19 protein-coding genes and 1 pseudogene are annotated in these 22,648 nt (G+C 66.0%); 3 read left to right on the plus strand and 17 right to left on the minus strand.

Annotated features, from left to right (window positions below; translation table 11 throughout):
• Positions 1-146: 146 nt before the first annotated feature.
• Both CKV91_RS09085 and CKV91_RS09090 read left to right on the plus strand, forming a co-directional pair.
• Positions 147-410, plus strand: coding sequence for a GlsB/YeaQ/YmgE family stress response membrane protein (locus CKV91_RS09085; protein WP_021104256.1), 264 nt, complete (start codon positions 147-149; stop codon positions 408-410).
• Positions 411-594: 184 nt separating this feature from the next.
• On the plus strand, positions 595-867 hold the full coding sequence (locus CKV91_RS09090) for a PspC domain-containing protein (RefSeq protein WP_021104255.1): 273 nt from the start codon (positions 595-597) through the stop codon (positions 865-867).
• 150 nt (positions 868-1,017) lie between these two features.
• On the opposite strand, the gene guaA is transcribed toward CKV91_RS09090, so the two are convergent.
• Positions 1,018-2,571: a glutamine-hydrolyzing GMP synthase gene (gene guaA / locus CKV91_RS09095; protein WP_021104254.1), complete on the minus strand. Its 1,554-nt coding sequence runs from the start codon at positions 2,569-2,571 to the stop codon at positions 1,018-1,020.
• 298 nt (positions 2,572-2,869) lie between these two features.
• Between guaA and cysE the strand changes: the two genes are divergently transcribed.
• Positions 2,870-3,361 (plus strand): serine O-acetyltransferase, encoded by a 492-nt coding sequence (gene cysE / locus CKV91_RS09100; RefSeq protein WP_231933866.1) that lies wholly within the window; start codon positions 2,870-2,872, stop codon positions 3,359-3,361.
• 8 nt (positions 3,362-3,369) lie between these two features.
• Here cysE and CKV91_RS09105 read toward each other — a convergent pair whose 3' ends face one another.
• From CKV91_RS09105 to CKV91_RS09180, 16 genes and pseudogenes are all read right to left on the minus strand, one after another.
• Positions 3,370-4,473 (minus strand): GuaB3 family IMP dehydrogenase-related protein, encoded by a 1,104-nt coding sequence (locus CKV91_RS09105; protein ID WP_023034259.1) that lies wholly within the window; start codon positions 4,471-4,473, stop codon positions 3,370-3,372.
• 94 nt (positions 4,474-4,567) lie between these two features.
• Entirely contained in the window at positions 4,568-6,073 is a 1,506-nt protein-coding gene (gene guaB, locus CKV91_RS09110; RefSeq protein WP_021104251.1) for an IMP dehydrogenase, read from the minus strand.
• A 74-nt stretch (positions 6,074-6,147) separates the two neighbouring features.
• Positions 6,148-7,776, minus strand: coding sequence for a polyprenol phosphomannose-dependent alpha 1,6 mannosyltransferase MptB (mptB, locus tag CKV91_RS09115; protein WP_065860461.1), 1,629 nt, complete (start codon positions 7,774-7,776; stop codon positions 6,148-6,150).
• 130 nt (positions 7,777-7,906) lie between these two features.
• A complete protein-coding gene (gene groL / locus CKV91_RS09120; protein ID WP_021105748.1) occupies positions 7,907-9,502 on the minus strand; it encodes a chaperonin GroEL in 1,596 nt (531 codons plus the stop codon).
• Between the two features lie 11 nt (positions 9,503-9,513).
• Positions 9,514-9,810 (minus strand): co-chaperone GroES, encoded by a 297-nt coding sequence (groES, locus tag CKV91_RS09125; protein WP_002514778.1) that lies wholly within the window; start codon positions 9,808-9,810, stop codon positions 9,514-9,516.
• Between the two features lie 196 nt (positions 9,811-10,006).
• On the minus strand, positions 10,007-11,158 hold the full coding sequence (locus tag CKV91_RS09130) for an LppM family (lipo)protein (protein WP_021104238.1): 1,152 nt from the start codon (positions 11,156-11,158) through the stop codon (positions 10,007-10,009).
• 46 nt (positions 11,159-11,204) lie between these two features.
• The gene (locus CKV91_RS09135; protein ID WP_065860586.1) at positions 11,205-12,440 is read right to left on the minus strand and encodes a THUMP-like domain-containing protein; all 1,236 of its coding nucleotides are present in this window, start codon (positions 12,438-12,440) and stop codon (positions 11,205-11,207) included.
• Positions 12,441-12,522: 82 nt separating this feature from the next.
• Positions 12,523-13,011, minus strand: coding sequence for an NUDIX hydrolase (locus tag CKV91_RS09140; protein ID WP_021104236.1), 489 nt, complete (start codon positions 13,009-13,011; stop codon positions 12,523-12,525).
• 10 nt (positions 13,012-13,021) lie between these two features.
• Positions 13,022-14,344: a C1 family peptidase gene (locus CKV91_RS09145; protein WP_065860460.1), complete on the minus strand. Its 1,323-nt coding sequence runs from the start codon at positions 14,342-14,344 to the stop codon at positions 13,022-13,024.
• A 113-nt stretch (positions 14,345-14,457) separates the two neighbouring features.
• Positions 14,458-15,885 carry a Na+/H+ antiporter family protein gene (locus tag CKV91_RS09150; RefSeq protein ID WP_021104233.1) on the minus strand — a complete coding sequence of 476 codons (1,428 nt, stop codon included), beginning with the start codon at positions 15,883-15,885 and terminating at the stop codon, positions 14,458-14,460.
• Between the two features lie 83 nt (positions 15,886-15,968).
• Positions 15,969-16,583, minus strand: coding sequence for a zinc metalloprotease (locus tag CKV91_RS09155; RefSeq protein WP_021106269.1), 615 nt, complete (start codon positions 16,581-16,583; stop codon positions 15,969-15,971).
• A gap of 117 nt (positions 16,584-16,700) precedes the next feature.
• Positions 16,701-17,744 (minus strand): tRNA (adenosine(37)-N6)-threonylcarbamoyltransferase complex transferase subunit TsaD, encoded by a 1,044-nt coding sequence (gene tsaD, locus CKV91_RS09160; protein ID WP_023034287.1) that lies wholly within the window; start codon positions 17,742-17,744, stop codon positions 16,701-16,703.
• A 178-nt stretch (positions 17,745-17,922) separates the two neighbouring features.
• A pseudogene (locus CKV91_RS09165) lies at positions 17,923-18,381 on the minus strand (GNAT family N-acetyltransferase); the annotation flags it as partial.
• A 44-nt stretch (positions 18,382-18,425) separates the two neighbouring features.
• Entirely contained in the window at positions 18,426-19,136 is a 711-nt protein-coding gene (gene tsaB / locus CKV91_RS09170) for a tRNA (adenosine(37)-N6)-threonylcarbamoyltransferase complex dimerization subunit type 1 TsaB (protein ID WP_065860459.1), read from the minus strand.
• Positions 19,133-20,323, minus strand: coding sequence for a tRNA (adenosine(37)-N6)-threonylcarbamoyltransferase complex ATPase subunit type 1 TsaE (tsaE, locus tag CKV91_RS10035; RefSeq protein ID WP_325168515.1), 1,191 nt, complete (start codon positions 20,321-20,323; stop codon positions 19,133-19,135). Before tsaE ends, tsaB begins: the two co-directional genes overlap by 4 nt.
• A 53-nt stretch (positions 20,324-20,376) precedes the next feature.
• Positions 20,377-21,858 (minus strand): DEAD/DEAH box helicase, encoded by a 1,482-nt coding sequence (locus tag CKV91_RS09180; RefSeq protein WP_065860585.1) that lies wholly within the window; start codon positions 21,856-21,858, stop codon positions 20,377-20,379.
• Positions 21,859-22,648 lie beyond the last annotated feature (790 nt).

A 22,648-nucleotide genomic window follows, 5' to 3' on the forward strand; every position in this document is an offset into this window, starting at 1 on the left:
ATCCACACCGTGATGCCTTTTCCAACGCGGGGCAGGATATTCCCGTTCGCTCATTGTTGGTGCAATTTTGCGCCACCGAAGAAATATGTCTCCTGACAGTGGCAACAAAGCCGCTGCCTTGATCTGAGCCAAGTATGGTAATACGCATGGGAATCATTGCATGGATCGTCCTCGGACTCATTGCCGGAGCCATCGCCAAAGCCATCATGCCCGGAGAGCAGGGAGGCGGATGGTTCGCCACCCTCATCCTCGGTGTTGTCGGCGCCATGCTCGGCGGCTTCATCGGCAAGGCCATCTTCCACGTTCAGCTCGACAGGTTCTGGAGCCTCAAGACGTGGTTGCTGTCCATCGTCGGCTCGCTCATCGTGCTATGGATCTACGGGGCCATCACCAAGAACAAGGCCTCCTGACACACCTCTGATCTTTGACCGCAGAGCCGGCGACCAGACCTTTCTGGTCACCGGCTCTCGTGCTGTCCGACCGGAATCACCTGGGCACCACTACTTGTTGCCGCACTGCGCAGCAGACGTCCCCTTCGGCACCCGGGTATCATGAATGCCAAGACTGCAGCCGCGTCGGAAGGAATGCACGCCCATGAGCAAACTTGTCAGGAACACCAGTAACAAGATGGTCGGCGGGGTGTGTGCCGGGATCGCCGACACCTACGGCTATGACGTCACCCTGGTGCGGATCATCACTGCTGCTCTGGTGCTGTTCGCCGGTGCCGGACCAATTCTCTACCTCATCGCCTGGATGATCATGCCGTCCGACGAGAACATGCCACCACGAAACCAGTGGAACAACCAGCAGTGGAGCAACGGCACAGCCAACCCCAACGTCTTCGATCCCTACCAGGACCATCGCTGATCCACACCCACGAATGACAGCTGACACCTGTGGGCCCCTGCCATGTGGCAGGGGCCCAACCTTCATCAATATGGCCCAGGTGGCTCCTGTCGTCACCGATCCGGGTAATAGTGACAGGAGTCGGGTGGAGACAAGGGGCTACCCCACCGGTCACTCCCACTCGATCGTCGCCGGCGGCTTGCTGGTGACGTCGAGGACGACACGGTTGACCTGCGGGCAGGCGTTGGTGATACCTGTGGAGATACGCTCCAGGACGTCGTAGGGCACCCGCGCCCAGTCGGCGGTCATGGCGTCCTCACTGGTGATCGGGCGCAGGACGATCGGTGAACCGTAGGTACGGCCGTCACCCTGCACCCCGACGGAGTGGACGTCGGCCAGCAGGACCACGGGACACTGCCAGATGTCACGGTCCAGGCCAGCAGCCGTGAGTTCCTCACGGGCAATGGCGTCGGCGGTGCGCAACAGTTCCAGCCGATCCTTGGTCACCTCACCGATGATGCGGATGGCCAGCCCCGGCCCGGGGAACGGCTGACGCCAGACGATCTGCTCGGGCAGACCGAGCTCCAGGCCCACGGCGCGCACCTCGTCCTTGAACAGGGTGCGCAATGGCTCCACCAGCGAGAACTGCAGGTCCTCGGGAAGCCCACCGACATTGTGGTGACTCTTGATGTTGGCGGCCCCCTCACCGCCGCCGGACTCGACGACGTCGGGGTACAGGGTGCCCTGGACGAGGAAGTCGATCGGTTCGTCGTCGTTGAGACGACGGGCGACGTCCTCAAAGGTACGAATGAACTCGCGCCCGATGATCTTGCGTTTGCGCTCGGGCTCACTCACCCCGTCCAGAGCGGTGAGGAACCTCTCCTCCTCGTCGGCGACGACGAGCTCGGCACCGGTGGAGGCGACGAACTCGTTCTTCACCTGGTCGGCCTCCCCCTGGCGCAGCAGTCCATGGTCGACGAAGACGCAGGTGAGCTGGTCACCGACGGCTCGCTGCACCAACGCGGCGGCCACGGCGGAGTCGACGCCGCCGGAAAGTGCGCAGATGACCCGTCGATCCCCCACCTGTTCCCGGATCCTGGCCACCTGCTCGTCCACGATGTTGGCGGCAGTCCAGTCGGCACGGCACCCTGCGACGTCGCGGAGGAAGTGCTCCAGGACGTCCTGGCCGGACTCGCTGTGGTGCACCTCGGGGTGCCACTGCACACCGACGAGTTTGCGGTCAAGGTTCTCGAAGGCAGCCACCGGGGCCCCAGCGGTGCTGGCCAGCACCCGGAAGCCCTCGGGGGCGCGGGTCACCGAGTCGCCGTGGCTCATCCACACATTGATGCTGTGTGGAATCTGGGCGAGCAGACATCCGGAGTCGTCGATGGTCAGACTGGTGCGTCCGTACTCGGAGGTTCCGGTGTGGGCCACCTCGCCGCCGAGTCCCTGGGCCATGAGCTGGAAACCGTAGCAGATGCCCATCACCGGCACCCCGGCCGTGAAGAGGGCAGCATCCACGCTCGGGGCGTTGTCGGCGTACACCGAGGAAGGTCCGCCGGAGAGGATCACCGCCGTGGGGTTCTTGGCGAGCATGTCGTCCACCGGCATGGTGTGCGGGACGATCTCGGAATACACCGACGCCTCACGAACGCGTCGGGCGATGAGCTGGGAGTACTGGGCGCCGTAGTCGACGACGAGCACGAGGTCGTGGGGTTGTTCCATATCGCGAATTGTATGGGGTGACGGCCGTTTGCTCACATTCCCCCTCGCCATGGGCACACGCTCGCGGGAGACACACTCGTGGCGACGCAGGCTCGCGGGACGGACGTAATGTTCCTTCTCGATGAATGCCGTATAAGGTTCGTGTGGGCGAAGGCCTGCCCATGACCTGCCAATTCGTCAGCCGACCTCGTCATCCCATTGCAGCGATGCCCGGAAGGACCCAGGTGATCCAGTGACCAACCGACTCGAGCCCATCAGACGCGTTCTCAGTCGTCTGTCCGAAGACCTCGACGCAGCCATGCGCGAGGACCCGGCAGCCACCTCCAAGGTTCTGGTGGCACTGAGCTATCAAGGTGTCCATGCCATCTGGGCACATCGCGTGGCCCATGCCATCTGGGTGCGATACCCCCTGCTGCGTCCCCTGGCCCGGATCATGTCGCAGGTGAGCCGGAGCATCACCGGAATCGAGATCCATCCCGGGGCGACGATCGGTCGGCGCTTCTTCATCGATCACGGCATGGGAGTCGTCATCGGCGAGACGGCGGTCGTGGGCGACGACGTGCTCATGTACCACCAGGTGACCCTGGGGGGACGCTCCCGTGGCCAGGTCAAGCGCCACCCGACGATCGGCGACCGGGTGCTGTTGGGTGCCGGAGCCAAGATCATCGGCAACATCACGGTGGGCGACGACGCCAGGATCGGGGCCAACGCCCTGGTCGTCAAGGACGTGCCTCCGGGCACCGTCGTCGTGGGGTCACCTGCGGTGCACAAGGGTGACGTCGTCGCCTGAGGGCACTTTCAGCGCACGACCAGCTCGATGCGCTGGAACTCCTTGACGTCGGAGTAGCCGGTGGTCGCCATGGCCTGACGCAGACCACCGACGAGGTTCATCGTCCCGTCGGGAATGTGCGAAGGGCCCGTGACGACCTCCTCCAGGGTTCCGACGGTGTCGAAGTGCACCCGCTCACCACGCGGCAGGGACCCGTGCCAGGCCTCGGCACCCCAGTGCCAGCCCTTGCCGGGGGCCTCGGTGGCGCGGGCCAGCGGGGAACCGACCATGACGGCGTCGGCACCGCAGGCAATGGCCTTGGCGATGTCGCCGGATCGTCCTACCGAACCGTCGGCGATGAGGTGGACGTAGCGACCGCCCGACTCGTCCATGTAGTCACGACGCGCCTCCGCCACGTCGGCGATGGCCGAGGCCATCGGCACCTCGACGCCCAGCACCTGACGGGTGGTGTGTGCTGCGCCGCCACCGAAGCCGACGAGCACTCCGGCCGCACCGGTACGCATGAGGTGCAGGGCCGTCTGGTAGGAGGCACAGCCACCGACGATGACCGGCACGTCCAGCTCGTAGATGAACTTTCGCAGGTCGAGCACGTCGGGGCTGTCGGAGACGTGCTCGGCGGAGACCGTCGTGCCGCGGATGACGAAGAAGTCCACTCCCGACGCGACAACGGTGTCGGCGAACCGAGCCGTGTTCTTGGGTGAGAGGGCGGCGGCGACCGGGACGTCCGCCGCGCGGATCTCACCGATGCGGGCCTTGATGAGTTCGGGTTTGATGGGCTCGGAGTAGATCTCCTGCATGCGGCGGGTGGTGCGTACGTCGTCCCCCATCTCGGCAAGCTCGTCGAACAGCGGCTGCGGGTCCTCGTAGCGGGTCCACAGGCCTTCGAGGTTGAGCACCCCCAGTCCGCCCAGTTTCCCGAACTCGATGACGGTGCTCGGACTCATCACCGAGTCCATCGGGGCGGCCATGATCGGGAAGTCGAAGGTGAGGGCGTCGATCTTCCAGTCCAGGTTCACCCGGTCCGTGTCGCGAGTGCGGCGGGATGGCACGATCGCGATGTCGTCGAGTCCGTATGCGTGCGTGGCGCGTTTGCTTCGTTCGAAGTCGTACATGATTCCTCTGTTTGCCGGGCCCCTCGGTGGAGGCCATGTTGCTGGTCGTTCTCAGTCAGGTTCCGGGGGGGCGTCATCGTCTGACGTGCACACTTCACCGTCCGGAGTAGTTGGGGGCCTCTGCGATCATCTGGATGTCGTGCGGATGGGACTCCCGCAGTCCCGCCGAGGTGATGCGCACGAAGTGTCCGTTGCGGTGCAGGTCGTCGACCGTCTCCGATCCGGTGTAGAACATCGCCTGGCGCAGACCGCCGACCAGCTGGTAGACGACCGAACCCAGCGGACCACGGTAGGCCACCTGGCCCTCGATGCCCTCCGGGACGATCTTGTCGTTGCTGGTGACGTCTCCCTGGAAGTAGCGATCCTTGGAGTACGACAGCTTCTCACCGCGCGCCGACATGGCTCCCAACGAGCCCATGCCCCGATAGCTCTTGTACTGCTTGCCATTGATGAAGACGAGTTCCCCGGGGGACTCCTCGCACCCGGCGAGCAGCGATCCGAGCATCACCGAGTCGGCACCGGCCACCAGGGCCTTGGCGATGTCACCGGAGTACTGCAGGCCACCGTCACCAATGACCGGCACGCCGAACTCACGTGCGGCACGTGCTGCCTGGGCGATGGCCGTCACCTGGGGCACACCCACTCCGGCGACCACGCGAGTGGTGCAGATGGAGCCCGGCCCGATGCCGACCTTGATGCCGTCGGCGCCGGCCTCGCACAGGGCCTTGGTTCCTGCGTAGGTGGCGACGTTGCCACCGATGATGTCCACCCCCTTGGCGGCCGGGTCACTCTTGAGACGGTGGATCATGTCGAGTTCCCCCTGGGTGTGGCCGTGGGCGGTGTCGACGACGATGAGGTCGATGCCCTCCTCAATGAGGGCCATGGCCCGCTCGAAGGAGGTGCCGAAGAAGCCGATGGCGGCGCCCACCCGCAACCTCCCCTGGGAGTCACGAGTGGCCTTGGGGTACTGGTCGGACTTGACGAAGTCCTTGAGGGTGAACAGACCCTTGAGACGACCATCGGCGTCCACCAGGGGAAGTTTCTCGATCTTGTGGGCGGCCAGCAGCTTGAGAGCGTCCGAGGGGGCGGTGCCGACCGGTGCGGTGACGAGTGGAGCATGGGTCATGACCTCACTCACCGGTTTGGACATGTCATCCTCGAAACGCATGTCGCGGTTGGTGATGATGCCGACGAGTCGCATGCGGTCGTCCACCACGGGCACCCCGGAGATCCGGTACTTGTGGCACAACTCCTCGGCATCGGCCATGGTGGCCTCCGGTGAGATGGTGATCGGCTCGTCGACCATGCCGGCCTCCGAGCGCTTCACCTGATCGACCATCTGGGCCTGCTCCTCGATGGACATGTTGCGGTGCAGGATTCCCAGGCCACCCTCACGGGCCATGGCGATGGCCATCCGGGTCTCGGTGACGGTGTCCATCGCCGCACTGACCAGCGGGATGGCAAGACTGATGTTGCGCGACAGTCGAGTCCCGGTGTCGGCATGGGACGGCACGACGTTGCTCTCCTCGGGCTGGAGAAGGACATCGTCGAAGGTGAGTGCCAGAGGTGCAAGTTCGTCGGATGAGACGCGATCACTCATGAACAACAGCAGCCTTTCATGTGGACGTGGTGCACACAGCGCACGGTGCGAGGACGACGGAGAACGTCTCAATCCTAGCCCCCCACGCGCGCACCCACCCTCCAGACGAAGAACGCACCGAGGACGACGATCGGCAGGGCTAGGAACGGGGAGCAGAACCACTGCAGGAAGCTCAGTGTCGTGGCGGCCAAAATGACGGTCACCGTCATCTCCCAACAACGACTCGACAGCTCCATCAACGCGACGATGGCCACCAGACCCACGAGATACCAGGGTTGCAGGGCGACGGAGCAGACCAGGTAGACCACCAGTGCCGCGGCCTGGAATCGTAGTGGGTCGCCGGCACGCGAATCGGTGGGGCCCCATTCGACCCAGCACCACATGATCCCGATGCCGGTGAGGCTCAGGCTCACTGCCGTGGCGACTGAAGTCATCTGCTGCACCGAGACCCCGGCCCAGCCCAGCATCTGGACGACGAGGGCGATGGGGGCGTCACTCGTGACACTCACCGGATTTCCCCCGGAGGGGTTGAGCCACCCCAGCCCCAAGCCGGCGATACTGGACACTGCCGCGAAGACGCCGACCCCGCACATGGCTGCCACCGCCAGGAGGGCGATGAGTCGTGCCCACCTGGCCGGTCGTGCAGTACGACCGTCCGCTGCAGGTGACGTGCTGGCGCGAGCCGAGGATTTCCGGGCGCCTCCGGACCGGGCAGCGCGCGATCGCGATGTGGCCGCTCGCGGCGCACCTCTGCGAGACCTGCCGCCACGGCCCCTGCGCTGCCGTGCCCCCTCGCCCTGCGATCCGTCCCCGGGAGCGAGGGCATTGCACAGTTGGGCCCAGATGACGGCCACGACGCCGAGGCCGAAGAGCACACCGGGCTGCTTGACGGTACCGGCCAGGCCGACAAGGGCCCCGCCACCGATGGCAGCCCACCAGTACTGACCACGCCGCGCCAACGTCCAGGCCACCACCAGGGCCCACACCCCGATTGCCGCCTGCATCCCGTCGTTGTGCACCCCGCCGACGACCTGCAGGACTGTCAACGGGTTGACGACCGCCACCCAGAAGGCACGGTGCTCGTCCACCCCAGCGAGCCGGGCCACTCGTGTGACGGCCATGCCCAGAAGGATCAGCGCTGCCACCGCCACCATGCGCAGCGTGATGATCGTGGCAAGGGGACGTCCGCCAGACAATGCCACTGCCCCGGCCTGGCCCCACAACGATCCGGGTGGGTAGACGGCGGTGCTGCCCCTCCAGTGCGAGTCGACCAAGGCGCCAAGGTCGCCAGCCCTGCCCTGCGGCACCTCATAGGGATTGAACCCATTGGCCAACAGGTATCCCTGGGCGGCGTAGGCCCAACCATCACTGCTCATGACCGGCGGGCAGACCATCAGGGGCAGGGCCCAGACGGCAAGCACCCGCCACAGTTGAGGGGTCCGCCAACCTCGGGTCGCCAGCCATGACCCGCTCAGGACGATGACCCCCAACGCTCCGACCAGTCGGGCCAGCACCTGGTTCATGCTCACCGTGCCGCTCGTCGGGGTGGTGTCGGTCCAGGCCCATTCAGCGATCATGAGAGCACCGGCGAACCCGAAAAGGGCCACCTTGAGTGCCGTGCGATCTCGATGGGAGGCAGCAGCGGGGGTCTCCGGGGCATTCTGCGCACCGTCCGGAACCGCCTCATCACGTCTCTGGCTCATCCACGTCCTTTCGGTCATCGGCAACACTACCGGCTCGTGACGCCATGACCCTCAGCATGCACGACGGCCCCGGAAGTCACCTTCCGGGGCCGCTCGCGGACTTCTCAGCCGAGTGTTTCGAGGCTCGACCTCACTTGTCGTCGTCCTCGTCGTCGGGCTTGTCCACCACCAAGGTCTCGGTGGTGAGCAGCAGCGAGGCGATGGAGGCGGCATTGGCCAGAGCCGAACGAGTCACCTTGACCGGGTCGATGACACCATCGGCAATGAGGTCGACGTACTCACCGGTCTTGCCGTTGTAGCCATGTCCGGGCTCCAACTCGGCGACCTTGGAGACGATGACGTAGCCGGGCTCGCCACCGTTCTCGGCAATCCAACGCAGCGGTTCACGCACGGCCTTCTCGACGATCTGGGCACCGACCAGCTCGTCGCCCTCGAGCCCGAGCTTGTCGGCGAGGTTGGCGGAGGCGTGGATGAGGGCCGAGCCGCCACCGGCGACGATGCCCTCCTCGATCGCAGCGCGAGTGGCCGAGACGGCGTCCTCGATGCGGTGCTTCTTCTCGTTGAGCTCCACCTCGGTGGCAGCACCCACGCGGATGACGCACACGCCACCGGCGAGCTTGGCGATCCGCTCCTGGAGCTTCTCGCGGTCCCACTCGGAGTCGGAGTGGTCGTACTCGGCGCGCAGCTGGGCGACGCGTCCGTCGACGTCGGCCTTGGCCCCGGCACCGTCGACGATGGTCGTATTGTCCTTGCTGACGACGACCTTCTTGGCGCGTCCCAGGACGTCCAGATCCACCTGGTCGAGCTTGAGGCCGACCTCGGGTGCGATGACCTGGCCACCGGTGAGGGTGGCGATGTCCTGCAGCATGGCCTTGCGACGATCGCCGAAGGCCGGTGCCTTGACGGCCACCGAGTTGAAGGTGCCGCGGATCTTGTTGACGACGAGGGTGCTCAGGGCCTCCCCCTCGACGTCCTCGGCGACGATGAACAGGGTGCCGTGGGCGGCGATGACCTTCTCCAGCACGGGGAGCAGGTCGTTCATCGAGGAGATCTTGCCGGAGTGGATGAGGATGTAGGGATCCTCGATCACGGCCTCCATACGATCCTGGTCGGTGACCATGTACGGCGAGAGGTAGCCCTTGTCGAACTGCATGCCCTCGGTGAACTCCAGCTCGGTGCCGAAGGTCTGGGACTCGTCGACGGTGATGACGCCGTCCTTGCCGACCTTGTCGAAGGCATCGGCGATGAGCTTGCCGATCTTCTCGTCGCGGCTGGAGATGGTGGCGACGTTGGCCATGTCGGCGGTGGTCTCGACGGCGCGCGACAGGGATCGCAGGTTCGCCACGAGCTGGGTCACGGCCTTGTCGATGCCGCGCTTGAGGCCAACCGGGTTGGTGCCCGAGGCGACGGCGCGCAGGCCCTCGTGAACCATGGCCTGGGCGAGCACCGTGGCGGTGGTGGTTCCATCACCGGCGACGTCGTTGGTCTTGGTGGCGACCTCCTTGGCCAGCTGGGCGCCGAGGTTCTCATAGTGATCGGTGAGGTCGACCTCCTTGGCGACGGTGACACCGTCGTTGGTGATGGTCGGTGCGCCCCACTTCTTGTCAATGACGACGTAGCGGCCCTTGGGGCCCAGCGTCACCTTGACGGTGTCGGCGAGGGTGTCGACACCGCGCTCGAGTGAGGTGCGGGCGTCCTCGTCAAACTGAAGCTGCTTTGCTGCCATGTGTCAGCGCCTCACTTCTCGACGACGGCGAGGATGTCGCGCGCGTTGAGCAGCAGGTACTCCTGACCGTCGTACTTGACCTCGGTGCCGCCGTACTTGGAGAAGATGACGACGTCACCTTCCTTGACGTCCATGGGGACGCGGGTGCCCTTGTCGTCGACGCGGCCGGGACCAGCAGAGATGACCTTGCCCTCCTGCGGCTTCTCCTTGGCGGTGTCGGGAATGACGAGACCGGATGCGGTGGTCTGCTCGGCCTCGAGAGGCTGGACGAGGACGCGGTCCTCGAGCGGCTTGATCGTGGTTGCCACGATGAACCCCTTTCGTGAAAGGACGGATGTTCAAAAGTCTCCTGCCAGGGGTTGCGAGCCCCGAGCGTTCGAGCCTTCGGCGTCGCGGGTGCGTCCAGCTCGTTGGCACACTCACCATGAGAGTGCCAATCAGAAAAGTACACCGGCATTAGCACTCAGGCAAGATGAGTGCCAGAGATTGTTGAGTCGGTGAAGCTCAGGCTCCCGGTGTGCCGGAATCCGACGGTCCAGGATCCGACGTGCCGGAGCCCGACGATGGGTGTGGGAAGTCCGAACCGGCGCCACGACGAGGTGCAGGACTGGCGTCCGCATCGGCCGCGACATCCGCGTCGGGCTCGACTCCTCTGGCCAGATGGTGTGGCTGACCGGCACCATCGGATGCCTCCCACGGCTGGACGTTTCTCGGCTGAGGCTCCTGGCCCGCCGGGGTCTGACCATGATCCCCGTGAGCAGGGGTCGAGGAGTGCGGCATGGAATCGCCGTGCTGAGGCTGGCCGTCTGCGCGGCGCGGCCGGTCGGAGCCAGGCTGTCCAGAATCAAACTGCCCAGAACCAGACGGCACAGAACCAGACTGTTCCGGGCCAGACCGTTCCGGGCCCTCCTGGGTGGGCCGCCCACCGTCAGGCCGCTCGGGATCGTGTGGCACCGATTCGCCCTGCGACCCGTTGGCCCGGGAACCCTTCGCCCGATGACGCACGATGACTGCAATGACGGCACCGATGACAGCCAGGGCAAGCACCCCGATGATGAGCCACATCCACCACGCCAGGGCACTGGAGGAACGCTCGCTGGTGGCAGTGATCCCACTCGACATGAGCTCCTTGGCACTGGTCCAGGTGACGGTGTTGCCGTCCACCGTGCTCGACCCGGAGTGCTGGGTCACTGCGCCGGGGAAGGTCACCGACACCTTGAAATCACTGAGCATCTCGGGGGTGATCTCCTGACCCGAGGTCTCGGGTGAGAAGATCTCCTGACCCATGCGGAACTTCACCTCGTCGTCGGTGAACGTGATGGCGACCCCGGAATCCCGAGTACCAATGTTCTTGGCGTTGTCCTCACCGACGATGGTGCAGCCGATGTACTCGTCGTCCTCGTACTTCTTCGCCACCGCCTTGTCGGTGACGCCGGAGGCGGACATCAACTGCTCACACTCCTTGAGCTCCCCACCGGTGTTCTGACCGGACATCTCGGCCATGGACTTGGAGACGGCAATGGTGAGGTTGGCGTTGACGTGTTCCTCGTCCTTGATGTCGTAGGAGGCATTGAACTTCATGCATCCGGACAGCAGCAGGAGAGGAGCCAACAGGAGGACGCCCCAACGCCGGGGGCGGCAAGAATTGCTCAGCATGTGATCATGCAACCACACATCCCATCTGCAAAGCGAAATGGCAGGATCAATTTCTGGTGACCATTCGCCGCCGACACACCACGGCCCGGGCTCCAGCCGTCGTCGGGGTGCACACCAGAGTCGCGCTGTTCGGCCCGGAGGGTTTGAGCTTGCGCCGCCATGTCACGGGGTCGACTTCCACCCCGCGTTTCTTGATCTCCACCGTGCCGACGCGGTGCTTGCGTACCCAGCCGCGCAGGACGCGCACGTCGAGGGGCAACACCTCCTCGACGGCGAACCAGGTGAGCCACGGGGTCTCGACGGGCTCGTCGGCGGTGAGGTAGGCAATGCCCGGAGCCACCGAACGCAACTGCGGGGCAATGGCGGACAGGCTCGCCGCGCGGATGGCCGCAGGATGCGGCTCGGCCAGAAAGGCCCCCAGGTCACCGGGTTCGGGGGCGGGGAGCGCCGCGGGGAGCTCGACCGGGCCTCGATCGTCGCTGCCGACGAGGACGGCCCGGTCCCCCGGCCACAGATCACCAAACCCTGACCACAGGGTGGCCTCGACGAGATCACCGCGATGCCCCACATGGGTGACGGGCTGGTTCGGCAACTGGCCACGATCGACCCCGGGGCCGAGCTTGACGACGCACGGTGCCAGCTGCAGGACGTGCTCGACGAAGGACCACGGCGGCTGGACGTCCGCCAGACGCCAGGTGCGCCCCCGTCCGGTCCGGCGAGCCGGGTCGAGCATGACGGCGGTCCCACCTGGTCGGACGCCCCGCGACGCGAGGCCGCCCGGTACGCGGTCGTGGGGAGGCTGAGGTACGGCAGCGAACAGCTCGTCCAGCACCGCCGTGGCATCGGCGCACAGTACCTGTGCCCCGGGCAGGTTGTGGCGGGCGAGCTCGGCGGTGGCCGGATCGATCTCCACGGCACTCACCTGCAGCCCGGCATCCAGGCAGGCTCGAGAATCGGCTCCGCAGGCACAGCCCAGGTCGATGACGTGCCGAATCCCGGCGGCCTTGAGACGCTCCGCCCGCCAGCGAGAGACGTCGCCCCGGGTGGCCTGCTCCAGTCCGTCGCGCGTCCACAGCATGGTGGCTGCCACGTCACCGATCTTGCGTACCGCTGCTTGGCGCATCGCGGCCTGATCCAGGGCGGCAGCAGCCAGATCGGCGGGAAACTCGCGGCGCAACGCCGTCGCAGCCGCCAGCGAGTTGGGGTCTGGCTGGTCCAAGGCAGCAGCCAGGGCGTGCGCGCCGGGGGTGCTGGTCAACTGTTGGGCCACCTGCACATCCACGCAGGTCACCCTACGTCATGGCCAGCCAACTCCACGGCGTCTCGCCCCGACCCCATCACGCCTCAGGCCGGCCCGTTGCACCTCAGGCCAGCACCGAGTACGTCCATCCGGTCGGCCGCCCGTCCTGGTAGGGGATGCAGCCGTGGAACTGCGGGATCGTCTCGTCGAAGACCAGCGGCAGGAAGTACCGATCACCTTCCCACATGGGCAGTGCGTCGAGCTCGTCGATCCGCTGCCAGCTCAGCGGACCCTCCTCGTTGGCGTCGGGGATGTCGCCGTGCCACCGGTCGATGACGAAGATGAGCCCGAAGTGGTCCTCACCGTGTCTGCCGAAACCCGGCCACGAGACCGTGCCACGCAACCGCATGGCATCGACCTGCAGACGGGCCTCCTCCCACAACTCGCGCCGCATGCCGGTAGCGGCGTCCTCACCGGGTTCGACCTTGCCACCCAGCCCGTTGTACTTGCCGAGCTGGTCGTCGTCGTTGCGAGCGATGCGGTGCACCATGAGCACATGTTCACCGTCGGGATGCCGGACGAATCCCAGGGTCGTGAGCACCGGCGTCATCATGCGACGGCCCTCACAGCACGTCCCAGTACGGCATGACGGTGAGTTCACCGTCGAGGGCGTCACGCTGGGCCTGGCTGAGCCTCGAGCGTGGTACGACGACCTCGAAGACGTACTCGTCGAACCAGTTGTCGTTCATGGTGAAGAATCCCTTGGTGCCGACGTCCTCACCCCAGGAATTCTCGACACGCCACCGCACCGGTGCACCGTCAACCAGATCGACGCCGACCAGGGCCATGGCATGGGTGGGCGAGGTCTCGTGCAAGCGCATCCGGTCGGCCTTGGACCGGTTGAGCTCCACCCCGTAGAGCCCCTCGTAGTCGTGCAGGTTGGCGTCCCAGATGCCGAGCTTGCGATCGAACTGGGCATTGACGTCGCAGGAGAACCACACCAGCTCCCCGGAGCAGATCGACTCGATGGCCAGGGCCTTGATGTCGTCCATCTCGGCACTGACGTAGGAGTATCCGGGACGCCCCACCATGTACGGGGTGTGTTCTCGCACATAGCCCTGACCCACGGGGTTCTCGGTGCGTGGGTCGTGTTGGACGGTGACGTACTCGTCGAGGTCACCGGGGACGATGTGGCGGGCGAACTGCGTCGGGGTGAACGTGTCCTCGCGATGGAAGTTCTTGTCCTTGTCACGGTACTGCCAGGTGAACGAGGTGGGCGGGGTGCCCAGGTGGATGGCCAGCACCCGCCAGGCGTCCTTGAGTCCCTGCTCCCGAGCCGCAGCAATCCTGGTGTCCCGGTCGTCGGCACCCCGGGCAGCACGGATCTGACCGACGACGCGGCGCACGACCTTCTCCAGGGCCCGATTCATGCGGTCGGTGTTGCCCGAGGACTCGGTGTCGGGCATGGCCCACTGTGGCACGAGGCCGTACTTGCCGACGATGTCGACGAACTGCGGCCAGTAACCACCATCGCTCAGTTCGCCGAGCAGCTCACGCACCTGCTCGTCGCCGTCGGGCAGATCGATGGTCTCCACGGCTCGGGCAAAGGCGAAGTTGACCTTCTCGATCTTGTCGAAGAAGGCGATGTGGTTCTGGGAGAACTCGAGGTTCTCGATGTTGAGATTCCTCATCACCTGTGCCCGGATGACGTTGAGGCCGGCGAACTCCCAGCACCGCCCGGAATGTCTCTGATTGGTGACGCTCCAGCTGTCCAGCCGCTCCGACGTCGTCGGATCGATGCCGTTGAAGACGTCACGATCCAGGCTCACGGTGTCGACGCTGGTGGTGGTCACGGCGTTCTGCACGATCCGACCCACCTGGTCAGAACGGAACTGCTCCGCCTGTTGTGCGGCAAATGCTGCGTCCAGAACGAAATCCTCACCCATGAGCTCTCCTTATGATTCCTCGTCAGCGATTTTCCCAGTCTGCCACCAGAACCTGCACAGAGGCCGACAACCGCTGGACCAGCACACCATCTCTGCACCAGCGGCCCGGACCCTCACAGCACCATCGCGGCAATCCAGCCGGCGACGAGCAGCGGCAGGTTGAAGTGCAGGAAGGTCGGGATCACCGAGTCGCGGATGTGGTCGTGCTGGCCGTCGGCACCCAGCCCCGCCGTCGGTCCGAGGGTGGAGTCCGATGCGGGCGATCCGGCGTCGCCCAGGGCACCGGAACTCCCGACGATCGCGACCGTCGCCAACGGTGAGAACCCCAGCGACATGCACAGCGGCACGTAGATCGTCGCAATGATCGGCAGGGTGGAGAACGACGAGCCGATCCCCATCGTCACAACGAGCCCCACCAGCAGCATGACGGCCGCGGCAAGGGCCTTGTTGGTGCCGAACAGGGCCGTGGCGTCGGTCACCAGCAGGGTGACGTGACCGGTGTCCTGCATCACCTGGGCGAATCCCTGGGCCGCGATCATGACGAATCCGATGACAGCCATCATCTTCATGCCTTCGGTGAAGACCTCGTTGCTCTCCCGGAACGGCACGGCGCGGGCCATGAGGATGATGCCGAGTCCTGCTATGGCACCGACCAGCAGGGAGTTCGACTTGGCACCGGCCAGCTGCATCGCCACCTGGACGACGAAGGTGACGATGATGGCGATGATGGCCACCGTGGCTCGGTAACGGTTGATCGGCTCGGCCGTGCCGGCCGGTCCAGAGACCTGTGGGTCCGACGAGTCACCACCCCCCTGGGTGGTGATCGAACCAGTCCCGGCCACGGCTGGCTGTTTCGCCAGCGACCGATCCTCGTAGTCACGCGGCTTGCGATAGCTCACGAACAGCGCGATGAGCAGGCCAGACATCATTCCCAACGCCGGGATGCCCATGGCATGCATGATCCTGATGCCGTCGGTGCTCATCCCCGCCTTGCGAATGTTGCCCAGCAGGATGTCGTTGAGGAAGATGTTGCCGAATCCCACCGGAATGAACATGTACGTCGTCACCAACCCGAACGTCAGCGTGGTACTGATGGCACGCCGGTCCAGGTGCAGCCGGTTGAAGACGGTGAGCAGCGGTGGGATGAGCAGCGGGATGAAGGCGATGTGCACCGGGATGAGGTTCTGCGACATGATCGCCATGAGGAGGATGGCGCCGATGAGCGCCCATTTCGTCACCCGATGGGTCCGGCTGGACGAGTCGGGGGACGTCGCGTCAAGACGTGCGATCATCCACCTGGCCAGGGCATCCGGCAGACCGGTGTGGGCCACGGCCATGGCGAATGCACCGAGCAGGGCGTAGCTGAGAGCGATCTGCGCCCCACCGGTGAGCCCCTCCTGGAACGACAGCATCGTGCCGTCCAGGCCGAGGCCGCCGACGAGACCACCCACCAGAGCGCCGATGAACAGTGCGATGACCACATGCACCCGGCACACGGCGAGGACGAGCATGAGGATCACGGCGAGCAGCACGGCATTCATGTCCGAGATCCTACATACGCGCTGCACACATTCAGGTCGTCATCATGTGGTGGAACGTTGCGGTTTGTGTTCCAGATCTGTGCTCAGTCGAACTGGCCCTGGAGCACCGACGCCACGTCGGTCGCCGTGACGTGGGCCGAGGGATGGCGGTGCATCGATCCGGCCATGAGGGTGTGATCACAGGTGTGACGAATACCCAGCAGGTGGCCGAATTCGTGCGCAATGGTCGCACGGATGGCGTCGGGATACAGGTACGACGTGACATGCACGGAGAGATACCGGTGGGATGGGGACGCTTGAGCCAACACGTACGAGTCGGGAACTGGGTCGTAGCGCACACTGATGGTCTGGTCGGTGGCAGTGGTGGTCTCGGCGAGAACGACCTTGCCCTTGAGGGCCTCGTTCCACTCGGCGACGGCAGCGTCGAGTTCCTTGCGATACGGGAAGTCCTTCTGCACGACGAAGTCGAGCCTGCCATCCTTGAGGTAGGCAGGAATGGAGTCGGAGTCATGGAGGATCGACGGATCGGGAACCGGTTCCCCGGCGTTCGCGGCGCTCACGATGGCACGGCAGGTGGCTGCGGGGATGGGCGGTTTGCCATCCCCACCGATGGCATTGGCGAACGGTGCGGTGACGACGGCACTTGCGGCGGCGAGGGTCGTGAGAATTCCACCGGTGAGGATCTTCGAGATTTTCATGAGGATGATTGTCTCCGTCGGGGCATGGGCAATGAAACCTGATTCATGGTTACCCCGTATGGTAACTGTCACATCGCCCGTCTCGCCAAATCCCCATCCACTACGGATGAGGCACGATCACACCAGGATCGTTTCCACCGGCAGGCCGGAATTGGCCGAGATGTCCAATGACGACGGTTCGAGACCGGCCTTGACCACCTGCACACCCAGTGCCGCGATCATCGCACCGTTGTCGGTGCACAGCCCGGGGCGCGGGCGGCGCAGCTCGACCCCGGCGGCTGCCATGCGCTCGGCGAGCAGGGCACGCAGCCGCGAATTGGCCGCCACACCGCCGCCAATGAGGAAGTGTTCCAACTCGTACGTCTGGCACAGATCGACGGCCTTGGCGGTGAGGACGTCGGCCACTGCCTCCTGGAAGGATGCCGCCACGTCGTTGACGGGTACCTCCTTGCCGTCACGCTGCTGGGTCTCGACCCAGCGGGACACGGCAGTCTTGAGCCCGGAGAAGGAGTAGTCGAAGCGGTGCCGGATCATGTCGTGCCGGGCGGTGAGTCCACGGGGGAAGCGGATGGCCTGCGGGTCGCCCTCGGCGGCAGCCCGGTCGATGACGGGCCCGCCGGGGTACGGCAGCCCGAGCAGCCGGGCCACCTTGTCGTACGCCTCGCCCGCAGCGTCGTCGATGGTGGCGCCGACCTCGACGATGTCGGTGGCGATGGAACTCACCTTGAGCAGCGAGGTGTGGCCACCGGAGACCAGCAGTGCGCCGCACGGCATGGGCAGCTCACCGTGCTCCAACAGGTCGACGGCGACGTGGCCCGCCAGGTGGTTGACGCCATAGAGCGGCTTGCCGAGGTAGGAGGCGAGGGCCTTGGCCGCCGACAATCCGATGACGAGAGCCCCCATGAGTCCCGGTCCGGCGGTGACGGCGATGCCGTCCAGCTCGGCAAGATCGATGCCGGCCGTGGCGCATGCGGCCTGCAGAACTGGCACCATCGACTCCAGGTGGGCACGCGATGCCACCTCTGGCACCACTCCGCCGAACCTCACGTGCTGCTCCATGGAGGAGGCGACCTCGTTGGCCAACAGCTCGGTGCCGCGCACGATGCCGACTCCGGTCTCGTCGCACGACGACTCGATTCCCAGGATGAGCGGTTCAGACATGATTCTCCTCATGTGCGTTCGTGCCGGTCTGCCCGGCCTGATGTGATGTCTCGGAGCACCCGGGCTGTCGACGTGCGTCGTTCACCTGCTGTCGGGGCCTGCCGTCCTGCTGTGGCAGCCGAGCTGGCCGGGTGGTGTGCGAGCAGTGCTGTCCGGGAGGCATGAGCAAGGGGGATGTGAGCGAGACTGCCATGATCAGGGCGTCGGCAGCAGGTTCACCAGCCGTGCTCCGGTAGTAGTGGGGGCGGCGCGAGAGGACGTCGAAGCCGCGTGAGCGGTAGAGCTGCTGGGCGGTGGTGTTGTCGTCGCGCACCTCCAACAGGATGCGGGTGCAACCCTGGGACCGTGCCCAGCCCAGCCCGTCGTCGAGCAGGGCACCGGCGAGTCCACGTCTGCGCTGCTGCGGCGTCACCATGATCCGATCCAGGTCGCAGGTGTCGGCCACGGCATGAAAGGTGGCCACGGCGACGAGGCCGCTGCCCGCCCCACCGTGGGCGCTGGCCTCGTCCGTGGCCCCTGCACCGTGTCGGTCGACATCCATGACGATGACGTGCCGGTCCGGTGCGTCCAGATCGGCCTGCCACGATGTGCATGACCACTGGTCCAGAGGTGGGAAACTCGCCTGCTCGACGTCCATGATCGCAGCAAGATCACCGTGCTTCGCCACTCGAATCGGCACGGTCAGCCCACCTGACGTGGCAGACGGATCCGTGCCGTGGTGAGGGTCGCCTTGCGAGTGGTGGGTACGGTGGCGTCCGGGTCACGCAGGTAGAGCGGCTCCAGACCGACGTCGGGCAGGCTCGTCCAGTGTGCTGCGAGGGCGCCGGCATCCAGCTGCTCGGGTGCTCCCGGAGCAGACGTGAGTCCGCGGGCCGCACAGCCCGGCCCACCGACGGGGAGGTCCTGCGGCAGGGTGTCGGGGGCACTGACGTGGGGGCCGTCGAGACGTTTCCCGGCGGCGTCGTAGCGCGCCCAGTACAGTTCGTGACGGCGGGCGTCGGTACACACGATGAATTGCCCGCCCGGTGCGTCTGCACCGATGGCCCACTGGGTGGCGAGCACGTCCAGGGAACAGACCGGGCGCGGTTCCAGACCGGCCAGGTGGGCCAGGACTCGTCCGGTGACCACTCCGACGCGCAGGCCGGTGTAGGGGCCGGGGCCCACTCCCACGGCGACCTCGTTCAGCTCGGAAAGGGTGATCCCCTGCTGCCGACAGAGGTCCTCGATGAGCGGCATGAGCTGCTCGGCATGGGCCCGGGGATCATCGACGCGCAGGGTGGCGAGCACCTCGCCGCCGCGGGCCAGACCGACGCACACCGCGGTCGAGGTGTCGACGCCCAGGGTGAGGCCGGATGGGGCCAGTGTGGATCGAGGAGTGGAAGTGGTCGTCATTGCAGCTCCTTGCTCATGTCTGCGTCCTCGCTCGTGTCCGCGGCGTCGTCAGGGGTGAGCACGCTGAGGAATCCCAGATCGACGCCTTGCCAACGTGGTCCCACCGGGGTGAGGTAGACGATTCGGGTGTCATCCTCGGGATCGGCAGTACGGTCGATCTGGACGCCCAGGTATGAACTCGCCAGTTCCTCGGCGATACCGGCACCCCATTCCACCACGGTGACCGAGGAGTCCATCGTCTCGTCGAGATCGAGGTCGACGAGCTCGGCAAGGGATCCCAGACGGTAGGCATCGACGTGGATGAGCCCGGGGCGCCCGCCGACCCCGTCATGTCGACGTACCAGCACGAAGGTGGGCGAGATGACGGGCTCGCTCACGTGAAGCCCCTGACCGATCCCCTGGGTGAAGGTGGTCTTCCCAGCACCAAGTTCCCCGGAGGCGACGATGACGTCACCGCCGGTGAGTTCGGATGCCAGGACCTCGCCCAAGGTGTGCATGGCCTCGGTGGTGGGCACCACCACTCGCACCGGCAGGGTGCACACCAGATCGGGGCCATCGGCGTGGTAGCCGTGCTGACTGAGCGCAGCACGCATCATCGATCTGGTCGACGGGTGGCTCGCCCAGCCACGCACCCGCAGTTGTGCAGAACCGAGATCGGTGGCCAGCTGCTCGGCCCCGGCGAGCAGTGCCAGCGCGATCGGTTCATGATCGTTGCCGGGAGCGACGATCACCGAGCGCACCTCTGCTCCCGCATGGCTGGAGTGAGGACGGTCGTCGTCCCAGCATTCGGGGGCACCGTCCAGGGTCGTGTGTCGGCCATCCTGCAAGGTTTTCTCGGACTCAGCGTCCTCCTGCGACCCCGCGCCGCGGTTCGCACCATGCTGCGGCGCCAGGACCTCATCAGACGATGGAGTGGGCACGGCCCCGGAATTGACCAGCTGCAGCACGCCGACGACACGGTACCCCCGGCCTGCAGCGGTCGGGGCATCCGTCTCGGCGACGAGACACAGGTCGCGCTCGATCCACTCGGAGAAGGCGGAGAACATCCGCTCACCCGAGCGTTGTGCGGTGCGTGTCTGGCGCAGCTGCCCGCTCAGCGCATCCGACAGTGACTGAGCCTCACCCGGTTGCGCCAGACGCACGCTGATGTCTGCCAGGTCGAGGGTTCGCGAATCTGTACTGTCCACGAGAGGCCATCCTAGAACGTTGTGTTCACCGAGATGTGAGACGGTGCACTGACTCACCAGGTGTCGTTGCCGGCTCGGCCATACCTGGCCTCGTGGTCCCGGCGGGCCTGCTCCCGGTCCTTGCGCGGCCTGCGCTGAGCGTGACTGTCGTCGCGGCCACCACGTCGATCAGACCCGTGCCAGTCGGAATGGTGTCGGTTGCCGCCACGACGATCGTTGTGGTGATACCTCCCGTGACCGTTGCGTCGGCCACCACCCTTGCCCTTGCGCCGCTGCGGCTTGGGAGCGACGATCGCGTCGTACTCCTCCTGGGCGATCGGGGCGTCCAAGGCCGGAGTGCAGTGGGCGACCTGTGCAACGTGTTCGTCGCCCAGCCGCACCTGGGCCTCCTCGGGATGAACTCCGGCAGACCGGTAGATACGTGCCATGGTGCGCCGCTGGTGCGGCAGGATGAGGCTGATCACGGCGCCGTCCTGACCAGCGCGAGCGGTACGGCCGGCCCGGTGCAGGTAGTCCTTGGAGTTCATCGGTGGATCGACCTGCAGAACGAGGGTGACGTCGTCGACGTCAATACCGCGCGCGGCCACATCGGTGGCGACGAGCACCGGGAGGGAGCCCTCCTTGAAGGCGGCGAGCACTCGGGCCCGAGCCCCCTGGGTGAGTCCACCGTGCAGGGCACCAGCCATGACGCCAGCCTCACGCAGCTGTTCGGCCATTCGGGAAGCACCGCGTTGGGTGCGTGCGAAGACGATGGTGTGGCCGGCGCGATGTGAGATCTCGGCCATGAGTGAGACCTTCTCGTGCGGTTTGACCTGGAAGGCATGGTGGGTCATGGTCGCCACCGAGCCCCGTTCGGGGTCGATCTCGTGGGTGACGGGATCGTTCATGTAGGTGCGCACCAGTTTGTTGACGGCGCCGTCCAGGGTTGCCGAGAAGAGCAGCTTCTGCCCCTGCCCCACGGCGTCGAGAATGGCTCCGACAGCCTGCATGAAGCCCAGGTCGGCCATGTGATCGGCCTCGTCGAGGACGGTCATCTGCACCCCGGACAGATCGGCGTCACCGGTCTCCAGCAGGTCGACGAGGCGCCCCGGGGTGGCCACGACGATGTCCACGCCCCTCTTGAACGCCTTGGTCTGCGGACCATAGCTCATGCCACCGGCGACGAGGATCGTCGACAGGTGCATGGCCGAGGCCAATGGGGAGATGACGTCGGCGATCTGCATGGCGAGCTCGCGGGTGGGAGAGAGGACGAGGGCACGCGGTCGACGGTCCGCACGCTGCTCGGCGGACAGCCGGGTGAGCACCGGAACGCTGAAGGCCAGCGTCTTGCCCGAACCGGTGGAGGCACGCCCCAGCACGTCCTTGCCGCTGATGGCATCGGGGATGGCAGCGATCTGGATGCGGAACGGCTCGTCGATGCCGGTGGCGGCCAGGGCTGCGACGATGGGGTCGGGCACGCCGAGGGCGGAGAAACCCCCCTCGTGGTTCACCGTCGAGGTGTCGAGCTCGCCAAGATCGGTGGCCTTCCACTCCATGGTGTCGGCGTCGGAGTCATCGGCATGCCAGTCGTCCCGGTCACGACGCCCCGGCCCGGAACCGTGGGAACCCCGACCACCGCCGTCGTGACGATCCCAGCGATCACGGTTGCGATCATGCTCCCGACGCTCATGGCCGCGACGCTCGTTGCGAGGCTCGGCATCGTCTTGGTGCCAGTCACCACGCTCGCCCCGATCACGCCGAGCGTTGTTCCGCTCGTTGCCGTGGTCGTCGCGCCAGTCGTCCCGGCGGCTGGACCCGCGCCGATCACGACGCCAGTCCCCGTCGTACCGGCCACGACCACGAGCATCCCAGTCACGAGGCCCTGCCTCGAAGTCGTGCGATGCACGATCGCGTGCACCGCGCTGGTCGTTCCAGTCACGCCGATCCATCCGGTCACGACGGTCGTCACGGCGGTAGGAGTTTCGAGTGTTGCCGCGGTACCCACCGGAGCCATGACCGTACCCGCCCCGGCTACCGCCATGACGGTTGTCGCCACGTGACCGGCCTCCTCGGGGGCGCTCGTCCCGGTGCCAGTCGTCTCGATACTGCTTGGCCTGGCGTTGGTCGTCGTGGCGTCGGCCGCCATCGACCTCGGCAGCCGGGTCCCAGGCCTGGAATGACCGGCCCTTGGGATCGGTGTGGGCAGCGCGTCCAGAGTTGTGGTGGGAGCCATGTCGTGCTGCGCCGCCTCGGTTGCGTGGCTTGTGCCCTCGAGCAGCACGCTCGGCGGCCGTCCACCTCCTCTTGGGGGTGCCGTCCGCCTTGTACGACTTGGCCTTGCGGTGT

This window comes from Cutibacterium granulosum (assembly GCF_900186975.1).
Lineage (GTDB): Bacteria > Actinomycetota > Actinomycetes > Propionibacteriales > Propionibacteriaceae > Cutibacterium > Cutibacterium granulosum.